This is a genomic window from Sporosarcina sp. P20a (genome assembly GCF_002743175.1).
Classification (GTDB): domain Bacteria; phylum Bacillota; class Bacilli; order Bacillales_A; family Planococcaceae; genus Sporosarcina.
Genome location: NZ_PDYT01000012.1, coordinates 37,389 through 56,641, shown reverse-complemented (window position 1 = coordinate 56,641; position 19,253 = coordinate 37,389). Strand labels below are relative to the sequence as shown.

At 42.6% G+C, this 19,253-nt stretch carries 18 protein-coding genes and 1 other annotated feature; all 18 genes read right to left on the bottom strand.

Annotated features, from left to right (window positions below; all coding sequences use genetic code 11):
• Positions 1-285 precede the first annotated feature (285 nt).
• Positions 286-1,473, bottom strand: a complete 1,188-nt coding sequence (tuf, locus tag CSV72_RS10850; protein WP_099633799.1) for an elongation factor Tu — start codon at positions 1,471-1,473, stop codon at positions 286-288.
• A 117-nt stretch (positions 1,474-1,590) separates the two neighbouring features.
• Complete coding sequence (gene fusA, locus CSV72_RS10845; RefSeq protein ID WP_099678369.1) at positions 1,591-3,669, bottom strand: elongation factor G; 2,079 nt, start codon at positions 3,667-3,669, stop codon at positions 1,591-1,593.
• Between the two features lie 47 nt (positions 3,670-3,716).
• The gene (gene rpsG / locus CSV72_RS10840) at positions 3,717-4,187 is read right to left on the bottom strand and encodes a 30S ribosomal protein S7 (protein WP_029053281.1); all 471 of its coding nucleotides are present in this window, start codon (positions 4,185-4,187) and stop codon (positions 3,717-3,719) included.
• A gap of 35 nt (positions 4,188-4,222) precedes the next feature.
• Positions 4,223-4,642 carry a 30S ribosomal protein S12 gene (rpsL, locus tag CSV72_RS10835; protein ID WP_085132019.1) on the bottom strand — a complete coding sequence of 140 codons (420 nt, stop codon included), beginning with the start codon at positions 4,640-4,642 and terminating at the stop codon, positions 4,223-4,225.
• A gap of 297 nt (positions 4,643-4,939) precedes the next feature.
• On the bottom strand, positions 4,940-8,533 hold the full coding sequence (gene rpoC, locus CSV72_RS10830) for a DNA-directed RNA polymerase subunit beta' (RefSeq protein WP_099678368.1): 3,594 nt from the start codon (positions 8,531-8,533) through the stop codon (positions 4,940-4,942).
• A gap of 180 nt (positions 8,534-8,713) precedes the next feature.
• Positions 8,714-12,259 (bottom strand): DNA-directed RNA polymerase subunit beta, encoded by a 3,546-nt coding sequence (gene rpoB, locus CSV72_RS10825; RefSeq protein ID WP_199168427.1) that lies wholly within the window; start codon positions 12,257-12,259, stop codon positions 8,714-8,716.
• A 221-nt stretch (positions 12,260-12,480) separates the two neighbouring features.
• Positions 12,481-13,083, bottom strand: coding sequence for a class I SAM-dependent methyltransferase (locus CSV72_RS10820; RefSeq protein ID WP_099678367.1), 603 nt, complete (start codon positions 13,081-13,083; stop codon positions 12,481-12,483).
• Between the two features lie 87 nt (positions 13,084-13,170).
• The gene (gene rplL / locus CSV72_RS10815; RefSeq protein WP_085427471.1) at positions 13,171-13,530 is read right to left on the bottom strand and encodes a 50S ribosomal protein L7/L12; all 360 of its coding nucleotides are present in this window, start codon (positions 13,528-13,530) and stop codon (positions 13,171-13,173) included.
• Between the two features lie 67 nt (positions 13,531-13,597).
• A complete protein-coding gene (rplJ, locus tag CSV72_RS10810; protein WP_099633794.1) occupies positions 13,598-14,098 on the bottom strand; it encodes a 50S ribosomal protein L10 in 501 nt (166 codons plus the stop codon).
• 30 nt (positions 14,099-14,128) lie between these two features.
• Positions 14,129-14,267 (bottom strand) — a sequence feature (ribosomal protein L10 leader region).
• Positions 14,268-14,307: 40 nt separating this feature from the next.
• Positions 14,308-15,009 (bottom strand): 50S ribosomal protein L1, encoded by a 702-nt coding sequence (gene rplA, locus CSV72_RS10805; protein ID WP_099633793.1) that lies wholly within the window; start codon positions 15,007-15,009, stop codon positions 14,308-14,310.
• Between the two features lie 121 nt (positions 15,010-15,130).
• Complete coding sequence (gene rplK / locus CSV72_RS10800) at positions 15,131-15,556, bottom strand: 50S ribosomal protein L11 (protein ID WP_029053289.1); 426 nt, start codon at positions 15,554-15,556, stop codon at positions 15,131-15,133.
• A gap of 170 nt (positions 15,557-15,726) precedes the next feature.
• Positions 15,727-16,263, bottom strand: a complete 537-nt coding sequence (gene nusG, locus CSV72_RS10795; protein WP_099630597.1) for a transcription termination/antitermination protein NusG — start codon at positions 16,261-16,263, stop codon at positions 15,727-15,729.
• A gap of 107 nt (positions 16,264-16,370) precedes the next feature.
• Positions 16,371-16,556, bottom strand: coding sequence for a preprotein translocase subunit SecE (gene secE / locus CSV72_RS10790; protein ID WP_085132026.1), 186 nt, complete (start codon positions 16,554-16,556; stop codon positions 16,371-16,373).
• Between the two features lie 57 nt (positions 16,557-16,613).
• Positions 16,614-16,763 (bottom strand): 50S ribosomal protein L33, encoded by a 150-nt coding sequence (gene rpmG / locus CSV72_RS10785; protein ID WP_099633792.1) that lies wholly within the window; start codon positions 16,761-16,763, stop codon positions 16,614-16,616.
• Positions 16,764-16,844: 81 nt separating this feature from the next.
• Complete coding sequence (gene sigH, locus CSV72_RS10780) at positions 16,845-17,483, bottom strand: RNA polymerase sporulation sigma factor SigH (protein WP_099678375.1); 639 nt, start codon at positions 17,481-17,483, stop codon at positions 16,845-16,847.
• Between the two features lie 82 nt (positions 17,484-17,565).
• Positions 17,566-18,081: an NYN domain-containing protein gene (locus CSV72_RS10775; protein WP_099633790.1), complete on the bottom strand. Its 516-nt coding sequence runs from the start codon at positions 18,079-18,081 to the stop codon at positions 17,566-17,568.
• Positions 18,078-18,836 (bottom strand): 23S rRNA (guanosine(2251)-2'-O)-methyltransferase RlmB, encoded by a 759-nt coding sequence (gene rlmB, locus CSV72_RS10770; RefSeq protein WP_099678366.1) that lies wholly within the window; start codon positions 18,834-18,836, stop codon positions 18,078-18,080. The genes CSV72_RS10775 and rlmB overlap by 4 nt, the downstream gene beginning before the upstream one ends.
• A complete protein-coding gene (locus tag CSV72_RS10765; RefSeq protein WP_099633788.1) occupies positions 18,833-19,252 on the bottom strand; it encodes a Mini-ribonuclease 3 in 420 nt (139 codons plus the stop codon). The genes rlmB and CSV72_RS10765 overlap by 4 nt, the downstream gene beginning before the upstream one ends.
• Position 19,253: the final 1 nt, after the last annotated feature.

The window sequence follows — 19,253 nt, the reverse complement described above, 5'->3', positions numbered from 1 at the left end:
GGCAAAGCGGCCGGGTGTATCGGTAACCTCTCGCTTCATCGCAGTCAAAGACCAACATTCAACATTATACATAATATAAAAGGATTGTGCAACCCTTTTGAAGAAATTAGTTTAACTTTTAATCCGTTTACTATACTATCAGCTTTCTTTGTGTTTTGCACGTGATTCGAAGTCCACTTAAAGATTTAATTTCTCTATTGTTTACTGAGCAATTGAAAGTATTTTCTATTATATACTTTTTCTAAAAACAAAAAAATCCCGCCTCAAGGGCGGGATCAAAACAAATTATTTTGTGATTGTTGCTACAACGCCAGCTCCAACTGTACGTCCACCTTCACGGATTGAGAATTTAGTACCTTCTTCAATCGCGATAGGAGAAATAAGTTCAACTGTCATTTCAACGTTATCCCCAGGCATAACCATTTCTACGCCTTCAGGAAGTTGAATGATACCTGTTACGTCAGTTGTACGGAAGTAGAACTGAGGACGGTAGTTTGAGAAGAATGGAGTGTGACGTCCACCCTCTTCTTTTGATAGAACGTATACTTCAGATTTAAACTGTGTGTGTGGAGTGATTGTTCCTGGCTTAGCAAGAACTTGTCCACGTTCGATATCTTCACGAGCTACACCACGAAGAAGAGCACCGATGTTGTCGCCAGCTTCTGCATAGTCAAGAAGTTTACGGAACATCTCTACACCAGTTACAGTAGTAGCTTTTGGTTCTTCAGCAAGACCGATGATGTCAACAACATCTCCGACTTTAACTACTCCACGCTCAACGCGGCCAGTTGCTACTGTACCACGACCTGTGATTGAGAATACGTCCTCAACAGGCATCATGAATGGCTTGTCAGTGTCACGAGTTGGTGTTGGGATATAGTCATCTACTGCTTGCATAAGTTCAAGGATTTTTTCTTCCCACTCTGGCTCTCCTTCAAGAGCTTTAAGTGCTGATCCTTTAATTACTGGAATGTCATCACCTGGGAAATCGTAATCAGAAAGAAGTTCACGGATTTCCATTTCTACTAATTCAAGTAGTTCTTCGTCATCTACCATGTCACATTTGTTCATGAAGACAACTAGGTAAGGAACACCTACTTGACGTGAAAGAAGGATGTGCTCACGAGTTTGTGGCATTGGGCCATCAGCAGCAGATACTACTAGGATTCCGCCGTCCATTTGTGCAGCACCAGTGATCATGTTTTTAACATAGTCAGCGTGACCCGGGCAGTCAACGTGTGCATAGTGACGCTTGTCAGTTTCGTACTCAACGTGTGAAGTACTGATTGTAATTCCACGCTCTTTTTCTTCAGGTGCGTTATCAACGTCAGCGTATGACTTTGCTTCTCCACCTTGTGCTTTAGAAAGAACTGTTGCGATTGCAGCAGTCAAAGTTGTTTTACCATGGTCAACGTGACCAATTGTTCCTACGTTTGCGTGCTCCTTGGAGCGGTCGAATTTTTCTTTACCCATTTTAGAGGTCCTCCCTTTATTTAAAAAAATTAGTTTTTATAGTATGAAAGCCGAAAGCGTCCTCTCGACTATCCATATCTTACAAGTATTTTTTATAGGAAACAAGGATGAACTTTATTATTCACCTTTGTTTTTCTTAATTACTTCTTCTGCAATAGACTTTGGTAGCTCTTCATAGTGATCAAACACCATTGAGAATACTCCGCGGCCTTGTGTGTTTGAACGTAGAGATGTTGCATAACCGAACATTTCAGCAAGTGGAACCATTGCACGAACTACTTGTGCGTTACCACGAGCTTCCATACCTTCTACACGGCCACGGCGTGATGTAATATCACCCATGATATCGCCCATGTATTCTTCCGGAATGATAACTTCTACTCTCATAGTTGGTTCAAGGATTACAGGTTTACATTTTGATGCAGCATTTTTCAAAGCCATTGACGCAGCGATCTTAAATGCCATTTCGTTGGAGTCAACGTCATGGTAAGATCCGTCAAACAGGCGTGCTTTGACATCGATTAAAGGATATCCAGCCAAAATACCGTTATCTAGTGAATCACGAATACCTGCTTCAACTGCTGGGATGTATTCACGAGGAACAGAACCACCAACAACGTTGTTTACGAACTCGAATCCTTTTCCTTCTTCGTTTGGACCAAATTCGACCCATACGTGACCAAACTGTCCACGTCCACCTGATTGACGAACGAATTTACCTTCGACTTCAGCTGACGCACGGAATGTTTCGCGGTAAGAAACTTGTGGTGCACCCACGTTTGCTTCCACTTTAAATTCACGGCGTAGACGGTCGACGATAATATCCAAGTGAAGTTCACCCATACCCGCAATGATTACTTCTCCTGTTTCTTGATCTGTATGCGCACGGAATGTTGGATCTTCTTCTTGTAACTTACCAAGAGCTTGGCCCATTTTATCCTGGTCCGCTTTTGTTTTAGGTTCGATTGCTACAGAGATAACTGGCTCTGGGAATACCATTGATTCAAGAATGATCAATGACTTCTCATCACATAGTGTATCTCCAGTAGTTGTATCTTTCAAACCAACAGCAGCAGCTATTTCACCCGCATGTACTTCAGAAATCTCTTCACGGCTATTTGCGTGCATTTGTAGGATACGTCCTACGCGCTCACGCTTGCCTTTTGTAGAGTTAGTTACATAAGAACCTGCTTGAAGAACACCAGAGTAAATACGGAAGAATGTAAGTTTACCTACATAAGGATCCGTCATAACTTTAAATGCTAGTGCTGAGAATGGCGCTTCGTCAGTCGACTCACGCACTTCATCTTCTTCAGTATCAGGGTTGAAGCCCATCATTGGTGGTACATCAAGTGGTGATGGTAGGTAGTCTACTACCGCATCTAATACTAGTTGTACACCTTTGTTTTTGAAAGCAGTACCACAAACAACAGGATAGAATTCAACTGCCAACGTAGCTTTACGAATAGCCGTTGTAAGTTCTTCTATTGTAAGTTCTTCACCGCTAAGGTATTTTTCCATAAGATCTTCATCGAAATCTACAACAGCTTCGATTAGGCTCTCACGGTATTTTTTAGCTAGTTCAAGATGCTCAGCCGGAATTTCTTCCACCGTTGTATCTGTTCCTAGATCATTCGGATACATTGTTGCCTTCATTTCGATTAAGTCGATAATTCCTGAGAAGTTATCTTCCGCACCGATTGGCAATTGGATTGGGTGTGCGTTCGCTTGTAGGCGGTCACGTAGTGTACCTACTGAATAAAGGAAGTCAGCACCTGTTTTATCCATTTTGTTTACGAATACGAGACGTGGTACTTTGTAGTTTGTCGCCTGGCGCCAAACTGTCTCTGTTTGTGGTTCAACACCTGATTGTGCATCAAGTACCGCTACAGCACCATCCAATACACGAAGTGAACGTTCAACTTCAACCGTGAAGTCTACGTGTCCCGGTGTATCGATAATGTTTACGCGGTGACCTTTCCATGCTGCTGTTGTTGCAGCAGAAGTAATCGTGATTCCACGTTCTTGTTCTTGCTCCATCCAGTCCATTTGTGATGCACCTTCGTGCGTTTCACCAATTTTGTGGATTTTACCTGTGTAAAAAAGGATCCGCTCTGTTGTCGTTGTCTTACCAGCGTCAATGTGAGCCATGATACCAATGTTACGAGTATTCTCTAGTGAGAACTCTCTAGCCATTTTGTAATCTCCTTCCGTTTCGGATTACTGCTGTTGTTTATCCGACCTTACCAGCGATAGTGAGCGAATGCTCTGTTGGCTTCAGCCATTTTGTGCATTTCTTCACGGCGTTTAACAGAAGCACCTGTGTTGTTTGATGCATCAAGAATTTCGTTCGCTAGACGTTCTTCCATTGTCTTCTCTCCACGTGTACGTGAATAGTTTACAAGGTAACGAAGGCCTAGAGTAGAACGACGTTCAGGGCGTACTTCAACCGGTACTTGATAGTTAGCTCCACCTACACGGCGAGCGCGCACTTCAAGAACTGGCATTACATTATTTAAAGCTGCTTCGAATACTTCGATTGGCTCTTGTCCAGAACGTTCTTTAACAATTTCGAACGCTCCATAAAGAATCTTTTGAGAAGTACCTTTTTTACCGTCTACCATCATTTTGTTGATAAGGCGGCTTACAAGCTTGGAATTATAAATCGGATCAGGTAGTACATCACGTTTTGTTACAGGACCTTTACGAGGCATAATTAGTTCCTCCTTTCAATATCGTTAGTTTTGTATTACTTCTTAACTTTAGGCTTTTTAGCTCCATACATTGAACGGCTTTGCATACGGCCAGTAACTCCAGCTGTATCAAGTGCCCCACGTACGATATGGTAACGAACACCCGGTAAGTCTTTTACGCGTCCTCCGCGGATTAGTACCACACTGTGTTCTTGCAAGTTGTGGCCTTCACCTGGAATATATGCGTTTACTTCCAATGTATTAGTTAAACGAACACGAGCATACTTACGTAGTGCCGAGTTCGGCTTCTTAGGAGTCATAGTACCAACACGTGTACAAACACCTCTTTTTTGTGGTGAGTTTACGTTTGTCATAGACTTTTTAAAGCTGTTATAGCTTTTTCCTAGAGCCGGTGACTTAGAATTTTCCGTTTTCGATTTACGAGGTTTACGGACTAATTGATTAATTGTAGGCATCAGGTTGTTCCTCCTTCCGAGCTTTTTATAATACCACACACCCAGGTGGTTCATTTTTAAGTAAAAACAAAGTTTTTGTGCGTGCACACACAAAAACGGGTGACAGTAACTCCAGAGATCTCTGCTTACTGTTATTTTATAATGATGATTGCTTATCGCCTTGCACTTATTCGAAAGAACTTTTTTCTTTCCGAAAAGTTAACGGTCAACAACTATCAACCTTTTGTATATTATCATCTCTACAATGACTTGTCAACAATTTTAAGAAAACAAACGGGAACGATGTCCCGTTTATTTTTATTCAGCTGTAATAGTTTCTTCTACCCCATCATGTTGCATCTTGATTTGGCGGTATCTCTGCATTCCAGTACCTGCAGGGACCAATTTCCCGATAATGACGTTTTCTTTCAGACCTAGCAACTCATCTGTTTTACCTTTGATAGCTGCATCTGTAAGAACTCTTGTTGTTTCTTGGAACGATGCCGCAGACAAGAATGATTCCGTTTCAAGTGAAGCTTTCGTAATTCCGAGAATTACAGGACGTGAAGTAGCTGGGACTTTACCTGCTAACAACACTTTTGCATTCGCTTCAGAGAATTGGTGGATATCCAGTAATGAACCTGGAAGAAGATCAGTGTCTCCCGCTTCAATTACCCGAACTTTACGAAGCATTTGACGTACCATCACTTCAACGTGCTTGTCACCGATCTCTACACCTTGCATACGGTAAACTTTTTGAACTTCTTTCAACAGATACTCTTGTACAGTTGAAACGTCCTTTACTACGATCAATTGTTTAGGGTCAATAGAACCTTCGGTAATAGTTTGCCCACGCTCAACCACATCGCCTACTTCTACGCTTAAACGCGCATTGTACAACGTAGGGTATTTACGTGTTTCTACTTCACCTTCAATAGTGATCTCTTTTAAGCCTTCACGGATTTCATCAATTTCAATTACAGTACCAGCAATTTCAGAAATAACCGCTACACCTTTCGGATTCCGAGATTCGAAAATCTCTTGAATACGCGGAAGACCTTGTGTAATATCATCTCCGGCAACTCCACCTGTGTGGAATGTACGCATCGTTAACTGTGTTCCTGGTTCACCGATAGATTGTGCCGCAATGATTCCTACTGCTTCCCCTACTTCTACCGTTTCTCCAGTAGCTAAGTTGATACCGTAACATTTTTTACATACGCCGTGTTTCGTATTACATGTAAACGCAGAACGAATCGTCACTTCTTCGATACCAGCTTGAATTACTATGTTCGCTATGTCCGCAGTAATTAATCCGTTTTTCGCAAGAATGACTTCACCCGTTTCTGGATGTTTGATCGTCTTCTTCGTGTGACGACCTTCAATACGTTCAAACAATGTTTCAATCATTTCATTACCTTCTGTTAAAGCAGTGATAGCAAGACCGCGGTCAGTTCCGCAATCTTCTTCACGAACAATAACATCTTGTGCAACGTCTACGAGACGACGAGTCAAGTACCCTGAGTCGGCAGTCTTCAGTGCTGTATCGGCAAGACCTTTACGCGCACCGTGTGTAGAGATAAAGTATTCGAGTACTGTCAGACCTTCACGGAAGGAAGATTTGATCGGAAGTTCGATAATCCGTCCAGCCGGGTTGGCCATTAGTCCACGCATACCAGCAAGTTGTGTAAAGTTCGATGCGTTACCACGGGCTCCAGAGTCACTCATCATGAAGATTGGGTTTTCAATATCCAATGAATCCATTAGCTTATTCTGGATGACGTCCTTCGCATGGCTCCAATAAGAGATAACACGATCGTAACGCTCTTCTTCGGTAATCAAACCGCGTCGGAACTGCTGCGTGACTTTATCCACTTTTTCTTGCGCTTCATGAAGGATTTCCGCTTTATTCGGCAAGACCACGATATCAGAAATACCGATTGTAATTCCAGCACGAGTAGAATATTTAAATCCTAGGTTTTTCATTCTATCCAACATTCTAGAAGTTTCTGTAATGTGGAAGCGACGGAAGATCTCCGCGATAATTTCCCCAAGGATTGCTTTTTTAAACGGTGTGATCAGTTCTGCTTCTTGCAAATGCTCCTTCACATTAACTGTGCCGTCAATGAAATATTTTCCAGGTGTTTCCACTTGCAAGTTGTAATTTGTCGGTTCGTTGATGTATGGGAACGTCTCAGGTAGAATCTCGTTGAATATGATTTTACCTACCGTCGTTAACAATAGCTGACTATTTTGCTTATCCGTAAATGTAGGATTCTTAATACTACCTGCCTGAACCGCGATGCGGGAATGCAAGTGAACATGTCCTGTTTGATACGCAATTAACGCTTCATTCGGATCACTGAACACAGAACCTTCTCCAGCTGCGTTTTTACGCTCGACTGTTAAGTAATAGTTTCCAAGCACCATATCCTGTGAAGGAGTTACAACTGGCTTCCCATCTTTCGGGTTCAAAATGTTTTGAGCAGCTAGCATCAATAGACGTGCTTCAGCTTGTGCTTCAGCAGATAGCGGTACGTGAACAGCCATTTGGTCACCATCGAAGTCAGCGTTATAAGCTGTACATACGAGCGGGTGTAACGTAATAGCGCGTCCTTCAACCAGTATCGGCTCGAACGCCTGGATTCCCAGACGGTGAAGCGTCGGTGCCCGGTTAAGAAGTACTGGATGTTCTTTAATAACATCTTCCAATACATCCCACACTTCGGAATGAAGACGTTCAATCTTACGTTTCGCACTCTTAATGTTATGCGCCAAGTTGCGTTCTACTAATTCTTTCATAACAAATGGCTTAAATAGCTCGATCGCCATTTCCTTAGGTAGACCACATTGATACATTTTCAAGTTAGGACCTACTACGATAACCGAACGACCAGAATAGTCTACGCGTTTACCAAGTAAGTTCTGACGGAAGCGCCCTTGCTTACCTTTCAGCATATGAGAAAGGGATTTCAACGGACGGTTACCTGGACCTGTTACAGGTCTTCCGCGACGACCATTGTCTACAAGTGCATCTACTGCTTCTTGAAGCATACGCTTCTCGTTCTGAACGATAATGCCAGGCGCTCCTAGATCCAATAGTCGCTTTAGACGGTTGTTCCGGTTAATAACCCTACGATAAAGATCATTCAAATCGGATGTCGCAAAACGTCCTCCGTCTAGCTGTACCATCGGACGCAATTCGGGAGGGATAACAGGAAGTACTTCCAACACCATCCATTCCGGACGATTTCCGGAGTTACGGAAAGACTCCACAACTTCCAGACGTCGGATTGCGCGTGTACGACGCTGACCTTGTACTGTTTTCAACTCTTCTTTTAATGAATCTGTTTCTTTATCCAAGTCGATTGCACGAAGTAGTTGCTCGATTGCTTCCGCTCCCATTGCCGCTTGGAACTTAGAACCATACTTTTCACGGTATAAACGGTACTCTTTTTCAGAAAGCAACTGCTTGCGCTCAAGTGGCGTATCTGCCGGTTCGACAACTACGTAAGACGCGAAGTAGATAATCTCTTCCAACGCACGTGGCGTCATGTCTAAAATCAAGCCCATACGGCTAGGAATTCCTTTGAAGTACCAAATATGTGTAACAGGTGCTGCAAGCTCAATGTGACCCATTCGTTCACGACGTACTTTTTGACGCGTTACTTCTACGCCACAACGATCACAAACAACGCCCTTATAACGAACCCGCTTGTATTTACCACAGTGACATTCCCAGTCTTTTGTAGGACCGAAAATTCTCTCGCAGAATAATCCGTCTTTCTCTGGCTTTAGTGTACGGTAATTGATCGTTTCAGGCTTTTTCACTTCTCCATATGACCAAGAACGAATCTTGTCAGGTGAAGCAAGGCCGATTTTCATATACTCAAAATTATTAACATCTATCAAGGAGCCAACCTCCCTTTAGTCTAATCGCCATAACGGCTTATCAATCAACTTATCTTGTAGTAGCGCATTCACGTAAGACGTTCTTCTTACTGAATAGAATAGAAGAGGGTGCTCGAAGCCCTCTTCTATTCGTTTTTGTTTGTTTATTTATATTACAGATCAGTGCTTTTCGCTTTTAGTTTAGGCGATCGGTTGATCTTCTTTCATCAAGTTCAATGCGTCAGTTGGTTGCATATCTTCTTCGTCGTCTAGATCGCGAAGCTCAATTTCTTCAAAGTCTTCCGTCAACATTTTAACGTCTAACCCTAAACTCTGAAGTTCTTTGATTAGTACTTTAAATGATTCTGGTACACCCGGTTGAGGAACGCTATCGCCTTTGACGATCGCTTCGTATGTTTTCACACGACCTACGACGTCATCAGATTTGACTGTTAAGATTTCTTGCAATGTATAAGCGGCACCATATGCTTCCAGTGCCCAAACTTCCATTTCCCCGAAACGCTGTCCACCGAACTGGGCTTTACCGCCAAGTGGTTGCTGTGTAACGAGTGAGTATGGTCCAGTAGAACGTGCGTGTAACTTATCATCTACCATGTGGGCAAGTTTGATCAAGTACATAACGCCGACTGATACGCGGTTATCAAATGGTTCACCTGAACGACCATCATATAGCATTGTTTTACCGTCACGGTTCATACCCGCTTCTTCCATTGTAGCCCAAACATCTTCCTCGTTTGCACCGTCAAATACAGGAGAAGCTGTGTGAATACCTAGACTACGTGCAGCCATACCAAGGTGCATTTCAAGGACCTGTCCGATATTCATACGTGATGGAACACCTAGTGGATTCAACATGACATCGATCGGCGTACCATCTGGAAGGAACGGCATTTCTGATTCAGGTAAAATCCGGGAAATAACACCCTTGTTACCATGACGTCCTGCCATCTTATCCCCGACAGAGATTTTACGCTTCTGTACGATATATACACGTACTAACTGGTTTACTCCAGGAGACAACTCATCTCCATCTTCACGGTTAAAGACCTTCACATCTAGAACGATTCCACCTGCTCCGTGAGGTACACGTAATGAAGTATCGCGTACTTCGCGTGCTTTCTCACCGAAGATTGCATGTAGAAGACGTTCTTCCGCAGTCAATTCTGTAACTCCCTTAGGCGTTACTTTACCGACCAAGATATCACCATCGCGCACTTCAGCACCAATACGGATAATTCCTCTGTCATCCAAGTTGCGCAATGCATCTTCTCCGACGTTTGGAATATCACGTGTGATTTCCTCTGGTCCAAGCTTTGTATCACGTGCTTCCGACTCATATTCTTCGATATGAACAGATGTGAATACATCATCTTTCACCAGACGCTCACTCATGATAATCGCATCCTCATAGTTGTAACCATCCCATGTCATGAATGCAGTTAGAACGTTACGGCCAAGCGCAAGTTCTCCTTGTTCCATTGATGGTCCGTCCGCAAGAATATCAAGCGGTTTTACACGGTCGCCAACTTTTACAATCGGACGTTGGTTATAACAAGTTCCCTGGTTCGAACGAATGAATTTAGATAAACGGCAAACGACAAGGTCACCCTTAACTTCTTTACCGCCCACTTCTTCAATACGACGAATACGAATTTCCTTTGCTTCTACGTGCTCTACGATACCGTGGTGTTTAGAAACAACAGCCGCACCTGAATCACGTGCAGAGATATGTTCCATACCTGTACCAACAAACGGCGCTTCAGGATTCAATAAAGGAACTGCTTGACGTTGCATGTTCGCACCCATCAATGCACGGTTAGAGTCATCATTTTCCAAGAATGGAATACATGCAGTAGCTGCTGAAACAACTTGCTTAGGTGAAACGTCCATATAGTCAATTTGTTCGCGGCGGAATACAGTGTTATCCCCTTGGAAACGCCCTACCACGCCTTCATTCGTAAATGATCCGTCTTCATCAAGCAGTGAGTTTGCTTGTGCTACTACATAGTTATCTTCAATATCTGCTGTCAGATAATCAATTTGCGCAGTAACACGACCCGTTTCAGGATCTACTTTACGATAAGGAGTCTCAATGAAACCAAATCGATTCACTTTCGCAAATGTAGACAACGAGTTAATGAGTCCAATGTTCGGTCCCTCAGGCGTTTCAATTGGACACATACGACCATAGTGAGAGTAGTGAACGTCACGAACTTCCATTCCTGCTCGTTCACGTGTCAAACCACCAGGTCCTAGTGCAGATAGACGACGCTTATGCGTCAATTCAGCCAATGGATTTGTTTGGTCCATGAACTGAGAAAGCTGCGAGCTTCCGAAAAACTCCTTAATAGATGCGATTACAGGACGGATATTGATCAATTGTTGAGGCACTATAGATTGCGTGTCATTGATAGACATTCTCTCTTTAACCACACGCTCCATACGGGAAAGACCGATACGGAATTGGTTTTGGAGTAATTCACCAACAGAACGCAAACGACGATTTCCAAGATGGTCAATATCATCTGTGTTTCCTACACCATGCAAGAGGTTAAAGAAATAACTGACAGAAGCAACGATATCTGACGGGGTAATATGTTTAATAGACTCGTCTACTTCAGCGTTAGATATAACATTAATCACTTGTTTTTCTTCACTTTTCGGCGCGTAAATCTTTAGCGTCTGGATAACCATTGGTTCTTCCAATATAGACCCTACATGTTCGATCGACTCAGAATTGATACCTTGAGATAAAAATGGCAGTAATTTATCTAATGTACGTCGGTCGATCAGCTGATCTTTTTCCACTAAAATCTCGCCTGTTTCAGGGTCGACAAGTGTCTCAGCAGCCGTTTGATTGAACAGTCGATTTTGCAAGTGAAGCTTCTTATTCATTTTATAGCGACCGACATTCGCTAAATCATAGCGCTTCGGATCGAAGAATCGTGAATACAAAAGACTTCTTGCGCTGTCTAGTGTTGGTGGCTCACCTGGACGAAGTCGCTCATAGATCTCAAGCATCGCCTTTTCTGAAGTCTCGGTATTATCTTTCTCTAATGAATTCCGTAAATATTCATTATCACCGATTAAATCGATAATTTCTTGATCGGTAGAGAAGCCTAATGCACGCAATAAAACAGTGATTGGCAACTTACGAGTACGGTCGATACGGACATGTACTACGTCTTTTGCATCTGTTTCATACTCAAGCCACGCTCCGCGGTTCGGAATAACAGTAGCGCCAAATCCACGCTTACCATTTTTGTCAGTCTTATCATTGTAGTAAACACTTGGCGAACGAACGAGCTGTGAAACAATAACACGCTCCGCTCCGTTAATAATGAATGTTCCGTTTTCTGTCATAAGCGGGAAATCTCCCATGAAAACGTCTTGTTCCTTCACATCGCCGGTTTCTTGGTTATGAAGACGTACTTTTACACGAAGTGGTGCGGCATATGTCACATCGCGCTCTTTTGATTCGTCAACCGGATATTTTGGTTCGCCCAGTTTGTAATCGATAAATTCCAAGGACAAGTTACCTGTGAAATCCTGGATAGGAGAAATATCCCGGAACATTTCACGTAGCCCCTCTTCTAAGAACCACTCATAAGATGCCGTTTGAATTTCAATTAAATTCGGCAAATCGAGTACTTCCTTGATTCGCGCGAAACTTCTACGCTGACGATGTTGACCATACTGAACTAAATGACCTGTCAACTCATTCACCCCTCATTAAGACAATATTAGTTTTTTGCAAAATCAGAAATTCCGCTGTGACTTCGAAAAAACAAAAAGAAAACGAGTTCCGACAAGAGCTCATTTTCGATTTCACAATCTTTATCCAAACATCAATATACCTTTTCCTCTACTACATCACACAAAAGGGCATACAGCTGCAATATAAATATTTATGCATTTAATAATGCTACTACATGAAATTGATCCTGTCAATCTTTTTTAGCCACCAAAATAAAGTAGCCTTTTTTCTTGGCAACCGTATCCACGTTACCAAACAACTTCTTCAAGTAATCCATCGTAGATGGAGCTCCTTGTTTCTTTTGAATGACAACCCATAGTTCTCCACCTGAAGCCATTTTTTCATAAGCGCCGTCGTAGAATGAAAAGACCGTTTGCTTGCCTGCTCTAATGGGAGGATTTGTTATAATTGCAGCAAAGTCATTTGATCGAACATGATCGACTCCACTACTTTCATAAATTCGTATATTGGCGATCTTGTTTTGCTGCGCATTAGTTTTAGAAAGAGCCAACGCGCGCTCGTTCACGTCAACCATATGGACAAGCCGTTCAGGGAAATCCGATGCAATAGACAACGCAATTGGTCCATAGCCGCAACCTATTTCCAAGAAGTCTCCCCCAATGGATGGTTCTTTAAACGTTTCAGCTAGCAATTTTGACCCTTCATCGATACTACCTTTACTGAATACACCAGCATCTGTTGTAAATGAAAAGACTTTGTTACGAATCTCAGCCTTCCATTGCTTGGGGGCACTTGAAACTTGTGGGGTTTTTGAGTAATAATGCTCTCCCATGCATACACCTCCTGCGTTGAGTTACAATATCTGTATATGAAGAAAAAAGCCCGTCAAATAGACGGGCTTTTCTCAGGGAAGTAGAAATTACTTAACTTCTACAGATGCGCCAACTTCTTCAAGTTTAGCTTTCATTTCTTCTGCTTCTTCTTTAGTTGCTGCTTCTTTAACAGCTTTAGGAGCTTCGTCTACAAGAGCTTTAGCTTCTTTCAATCCTAGGCCAGTGATTTCACGAACAGCTTTGATAACTTTGATCTTCTGATCTCCAGCTGATGCAAGGATTACGTCGAATTCAGTTTGCTCTTCAGCTGCTTCTGCAACTGCTCCAGCTGCTGCAACTGGTGCTGCTGCTGTTACGCCGAATTCTTCTTCGATTGCTTTAACAAGGTCGTTTAGTTCAAGAACTGTCATTTCTTTGATTGCGTCTAAAATTTGTGCGTTAGTCATTTTAAGTTCCTCCTGGAAAGTTGTATTTAACCGGCTAGTTTTTTCCGGTCATAGTCAAAATGCGAAATTAAGCACCTTGCTCTTCTTTTTGTTCTGCAACTGCTTTTGTAGCAAGTGCAAAGTTTCGTACTGGCGCTTGAAGAACGCTGAGTAGCATAGACAATAGACCATCGCGAGACGGTAGAGTAGCCAATGCTTTCATTTCTTCAGCTGATGCGACGTTTCCTTCGATCACACCTGCTTTAATTTCAAGCTTTTCGTTCTTTTTAGCGAAATCATTTAAGATTTTAGCTGGCGCTACTACGTCTTCTGTAGAGAAAGCGATAGCGTTTGGACCTGTAAGGTTTTCGTTCAAACTTTCTAGTCCTGCAACTACTGTCGCACGACGCACCATAGAGTTTTTATAAACTTTGAACTCGATGCCCGCTTCACGTAGTTGTTTACGCAATTCTGTTACTTGTGAAACCGTTAGACCACGGTAATCGACAACCACTACAGATGCTGCTGATTGCAACTTCTCAGCGACTTCCGATACGACCGCTTGTTTAGCTTCTAAAATTTTGCTCATGTTGACACCTCCTGGTAATTAGGGTCACTTATACCGATATAAAAAGCCCTCAATGTCTAAGACATGAGGGCAGAAAAGTCGTCATCTTTAAAAAAGAGCGTCTTGTCCTCGGCAGGAGCATTAAGTGGCAAGCCACACCTGCTGTCTTCGGTACAAATGGTTATCATCATAACAAGCGTAATCTTAACAGATCACTTTATGCTTGTCAATTATTTTTTAACAGCAACGCTTGACGGATCTACTTTAACAGCAGGACCCATAGTTGTCGTAACGTTTACCGATTTCATGAATGTTCCTTTTGATGAAGCTGGTTTAGCTTTTTGAATCGTTTCAAAGATAGTCAAGAAGTTTTCTTCCAACTTCTCGTTAGTGAAAGATGCTTTCCCGATCGGCGCGTGGATAATTCCAGCTTTGTCCGCACGGTATTCAACTTTACCTGCTTTGATTTCTTCAATAGCCTTTGTTACGTCGAATGTTACAGTACCTGTTTTCGGGTTCGGCATAAGACCTTTTGGTCCAAGAACGCGACCGATCTTACCAACTTCGCCCATCATGTCAGGTGTAGCAACGATTACGTCGAAATCGAACCAACCTTGTTGAATTTTAGCAATTAGTTCTGCGTCGCCTACGTAGTCCGCGCCTGCAGCTTCTGCTTCTTTAACTTTTTCACCTTTAGCGAATACTAATACACGCTGAGTTTTACCAGTACCGTTTGGAAGAACTACCGCTCCACGGATTTGCTGATCATTTTTACGAGTATCAATACCAAGACGGAAAGCTACTTCAACTGTTGCATCAAAATTAGTAGTAGTTGTCTTTTTAGCAAGTTCAATTGCTTCTTTCGCAGTGTATGTAGCAGTACGATCTACAAGCTTCGCTGCATCTACGAATTTTTTACCTCTTTTAGCCATCAGAATTTTCCTCCTCATTTGTGGTTTTAACGGATTAAACCTCCCACTTAATGAAGGCCGCGAATCACATTCGACCGCAGCCTTCACCTTGAAACAATTGCTGTATTATGAAAAACCAAAATCAGTCTTCGATTTTGAATCCCATACTGCGAGCAGTACCTTCGACCATTGCCATCGCCGCTTCAACTGACGCCGCGTTTAAGTCTGGCATCTTTTGTTCTGCGATTTCTCTAACTTTATCACGCTTAACTGTAGCAACTTTGTTTTTATTAGGCTCACCTGAACCCTTTTGAACGTTTGCTGCAACCTTCAGCAATACTGCTGCTGGCGGAGTTTTTGTGATGAATGTAAATGAACGGTCCTCGAATACTGAGATTTCAACTGGAATAATAAGACCAGCTTGATCTGCTGTACGAGCGTTAAATTCTTTACAGAATCCCATAATGTTAACACCTGCTTGACCTAATGCCGGCCCTACTGGTGGTGCTGGATTTGCTTTACCAGCTGGAATTTGCAATTTCACTACTTTAGTAACTTTTTTAGCCACGAGACACACCTCCTTAAGTCCGTGATGTGGTAATTGGGTTGCCCCTCCCACTCAAATATGTGCCTGCCGACGATGTCGGTAGAATTGGTTAATCCGTACAGACTAGGTCTGACCTTTGAAATGATACCACCATTACACAGATTTGGCAAGTGGGAAATTCCCATTACCCATCAATCCATTTTTTCTACTTGGTCGAATGAAAGCTCCATCTTCGTTTCGCGCCCAAACATATCAACACTCACAACGACTTTGCCTTTATCCATTTCAATCTCTTCCACTTTACCTTCAAAGTGAGCAAACGGCCCTTCAAGCACCGTTACACTTTCACCCACTCCGAAATCGATATCTACGCGTTGTTCTTTCATACCCATTTGTTTCAGGATGAACTCTACTTCTTCCGGCAACAGCGGGGTAGGCTTCGCTCCGCCACCTGATGAACCGATAAATCCAGTAACACCCGGCGTATTACGAACAACATACCAAGAGTCATCTGTCATGATCAATTCAACCAAAACATAACCTGGGAACGTTTTACGCATAACCGTTTTCTTTTTACCATCTTTAATATCTGTCTCTTCTTCTTCCGGAATGACTACACGGAATATCTTATCTGACATGCCCATTGTCTCGACACGTTTTTCAAGATTTGCCTTTACTTTGTTCTCATACCCCGAGTACGTATGCACAACATACCAATTTTTATCCATTTCCATGACGTTGAGGACTGCGCGTCCGTCCCTCCCTTAAATTAAAGCTGAAAAAACCCGTTTATTCATCAAAACGGGATATTCTCACGCTATTCATACTTTCTTTATTAAAGACCTGTATACCATTTCATTACTCCAGAGATACCTAGATCCACTACGAAGAAATAGACAGCCATGAATATGACCGTCGAAATAACGACTACAGTATACTTCGTTAATTCTTTACGTTTCGGCCAGCTGACTTTCCGCATTTCCGAAACGACTTTTTTCAAAAAATCGGTAATCTTGCCCATTCTTCTCCAACCCTTCCGAATGACATAGCGTTCTGAACACGAACTCTATGTAACTGGTCAAATGGTTTGCTTATGCAATGTATGCGCATTGCAATGACTGCAAAACTTTTTTATACTCATTCTTCCCTCACGGCTGTTGTTGCCTGCAGGTAAAGAATAGTTTCGCGAACCACATATCTCACAGCTTAAAGTTATTTTTTTTGACATTTCAATTCACCTAATTCAAGACAATAGTCTTGCTAAAGAGTACCATTTAACCAGCGATATGTCAATTTACTTTCGATATGTTTAGCGTACCAGATCCATTGCCATCGAGTGTTCCAGTTTGCGTTTTATCCGTTGCAAAGCATTATCTATCGATTTCACTTGACGATTCAGTACTTCAGAAATTTCGCGATAGGATTGACCTTCTAAGTACAATGTTAATACTTCTTTTTCCAATCCACTCAACACTTTATTCATCTCTTGTTCCATGAATGTGAAGTTTTCTTTATGGATTATCAAGTCTTCCGGGTCATCTAATGTAGAGCCCGATATAATATCCAGCAACGTTCGCTCTTGATCTTCATCGTACATCGGCTTGTCCAACGAAATAGACGTATTAAGCGGAATATGTTTTTGGCGCGTAGCAGTTTTGATAGCTGTAATAATTTGTCGCGTAATACACAGCTCCGCGAAGACTTTAAATGAGCTCAACCTATCAGGACGGAAATCACGTATCGCTTTATAGAGTCCGATCATTCCTTCTTGCATAATATCTTCACGATCTCCACCAATAATGAAATATGTTCTTGCTTTCATTCGAACAATCGGCTGAAATTTAGTAATTAAATAATCTAATACATCCGAATTCCCTAGATGGATCAATTCCACCATCTCTTCATCAGTTAGTTTAGAAAACTCGTTTTTACTCTTAACATTTTCCATGTCCCGCACCAACCTCTCCACCCCAGAGTACTAATTGGTTTTATATGTCAGTATAGACGCGGTAATTTTTCACGTCAACTACTCATTTTCCACCACGTCTCATTTTTTCGAATTCCGCTGCCACTTCATCCGTCAGAGGAATCTTTGATAGAGGGCGTTGTTCTAATGACTTTTTTAACCTTTGCGCAATTACGCGATCCACTTCTTTCATAGCAATTTCCAGCTCTCGTGCAGAGATGCGAAGCGCACCTTGAGCAAACACTACCCATTGTTCTACAAGATCGGAAGTAGCTACATGAATTTGCGTCAAGCGATTGGATAATTCGGATACCAATTTTTCAATCCGTTCATCCGCTGTTTCGTTCTCTCTTGTAAAGACGACTTCCACGCGGTATTGTTTTTTTCGTTTTTCGATACCCGGTACTAAGTGAGCATCAAATATCACGATAACACGCCATCCCCTGTTCGCCTGGAATTCCGCCATCCGCTCGATGAGTCGATCACGCGCTTGCGCAAAATCTTCTTGTTTCAGTTGTTGCAGTTCAGGCCACGCACCGATGATGTTGTATCCATCAACGAGCAGCACATCTTTCTTCATGATGTAGCCTGATCGGATTGACGCTTTCGTAGAACTTCATACATCAACAATGCTGCCGCTACCGAAGCATTTAAAGATGTAACTTTTCCGACCATCGGCAAACTATAAAGGAAATCGCATCTCTCACGTAAAATGCGTGACATCCCTTTTCCCTCACTACCAATAATGACAGCTAAAGGTAACGTAGCATCCATATGGCGATAATCCGTGGAGTTGGATGCATCTGTTCCCGCAATCCAAACCCCTTGTTTCTTAAGCTCATCCACAGTTTGAGACAAATTGTTTACGCGCACAACCGGTATATGTTCAATCGCACCTGTTGACGCTTTCGCCACTACACCTGTCAAACCAACAGCACGTCTCTTCGGAATGATGATGCCATGAACCCCTGAAGCATCAGCTGTTCGTAAGATAGATCCCAAGTTATGCGGATCTTCTAGCTCATCAAGAATGATGAAGAAGGGATCTTCTTGTCTCTCTTTAGCAATTGTAAATAAGTCTTCCAGCTCCGCATAATCATAAGCAGCAACCGAAGCGAGAATCCCTTGGTGACTCAGATCTGTCATACCATCTAGTTTCTGCTTTGGCGCTGTCTGCACAACTACTCCCGCTTCTTTAGCTAGCTTCATAATTTCACCAATACTTTTTTTATTAACGCCTTCTGCCACCCAAATTTTATTCAGTTGTCTGCCTGAACGCAACGCCTCCACAACAGGGTTTCTTCCACCAATCAACTCAACTTCTAACTCTGTCATACTTTCTCCTCCTCAGGATGCTCCACCAGTCGAATCGCCGTCTCGATTAGTTCAGCGAGACGCTCTTGCCGATCCAATAAATGTACATATCCGAGAACCGCTTCGAATGCAGAGCTATAATTATACGTTGTCACATCAGTATTCTTAGGAACGGATCCCGCTTTCGCATTGCGGCCACGGCGCATTACCGCCAATTCTTCTTCCGTGAGAATTTGTTGATCTCTCATTGTTAGGATGATTCGCGCCTGCGCTTTTGCAGAGACAAAGCGCGTAGCTTCCTTATGCAAAATTTGTGGTTTTACTCGCCCACAGCGTAGTAAATGCTCTCTGACCGCCGTTTCATATACAGCATCTCCCATGTAAGCGAGAGCAAGTGCATTGAGCTGTTTGACGTCTATTTCACGTAAATTCTCCACA

Bases quoted from the DNA above. Each gene is read 5' to 3' on its own strand.
- rlmB (WP_099678366.1), bottom strand. From the start codon at position 18,836: ATGACAGAGTTAGAAGTTGAGTTGATTGGTGGAAGAAACCCTGTTGTG.
- nusG (WP_099630597.1), bottom strand. From the start codon at position 16,263: ATGGATAAAAATTGGTATGTTGTGCATACGTACTCGGGGTATGAGAAC.
- secE (WP_085132026.1), bottom strand. From the start codon at position 16,556: ATGGGCAAGATTACCGATTTTTTGAAAAAAGTCGTTTCGGAAATGCGG.
- CSV72_RS10820 (WP_099678367.1), bottom strand. From the start codon at position 13,083: ATGGGAGAGCATTATTACTCAAAAACCCCACAAGTTTCAAGTGCCCCC.
- CSV72_RS10775 (WP_099633790.1), bottom strand. From the start codon at position 18,081: ATGAAGAAAGATGTGCTGCTCGTTGATGGATACAACATCATCGGTGCG.
- rplJ (WP_099633794.1), bottom strand. From the start codon at position 14,098: ATGAGCAAAATTTTAGAAGCTAAACAAGCGGTCGTATCGGAAGTCGCT.
- rplA (WP_099633793.1), bottom strand. From the start codon at position 15,009: ATGGCTAAAAGAGGTAAAAAATTCGTAGATGCAGCGAAGCTTGTAGAT.
- rpsG (WP_029053281.1), bottom strand. From the start codon at position 4,187: ATGCCTCGTAAAGGTCCTGTAACAAAACGTGATGTACTACCTGATCCG.
- rplL (WP_085427471.1), bottom strand. From the start codon at position 13,530: ATGACTAACGCACAAATTTTAGACGCAATCAAAGAAATGACAGTTCTT.
- fusA (WP_099678369.1), bottom strand. From the start codon at position 3,669: ATGGCTAGAGAGTTCTCACTAGAGAATACTCGTAACATTGGTATCATG.
- sigH (WP_099678375.1), bottom strand. From the start codon at position 17,483: ATGGAAAATGTTAAGAGTAAAAACGAGTTTTCTAAACTAACTGATGAA.
- rpsL (WP_085132019.1), bottom strand. From the start codon at position 4,642: ATGCCTACAATTAATCAATTAGTCCGTAAACCTCGTAAATCGAAAACG.
- rpmG (WP_099633792.1), bottom strand. From the start codon at position 16,763: ATGTCAAAAAAAATAACTTTAAGCTGTGAGATATGTGGTTCGCGAAAC.
- tuf (WP_099633799.1), bottom strand. From the start codon at position 1,473: ATGGGTAAAGAAAAATTCGACCGCTCCAAGGAGCACGCAAACGTAGGA.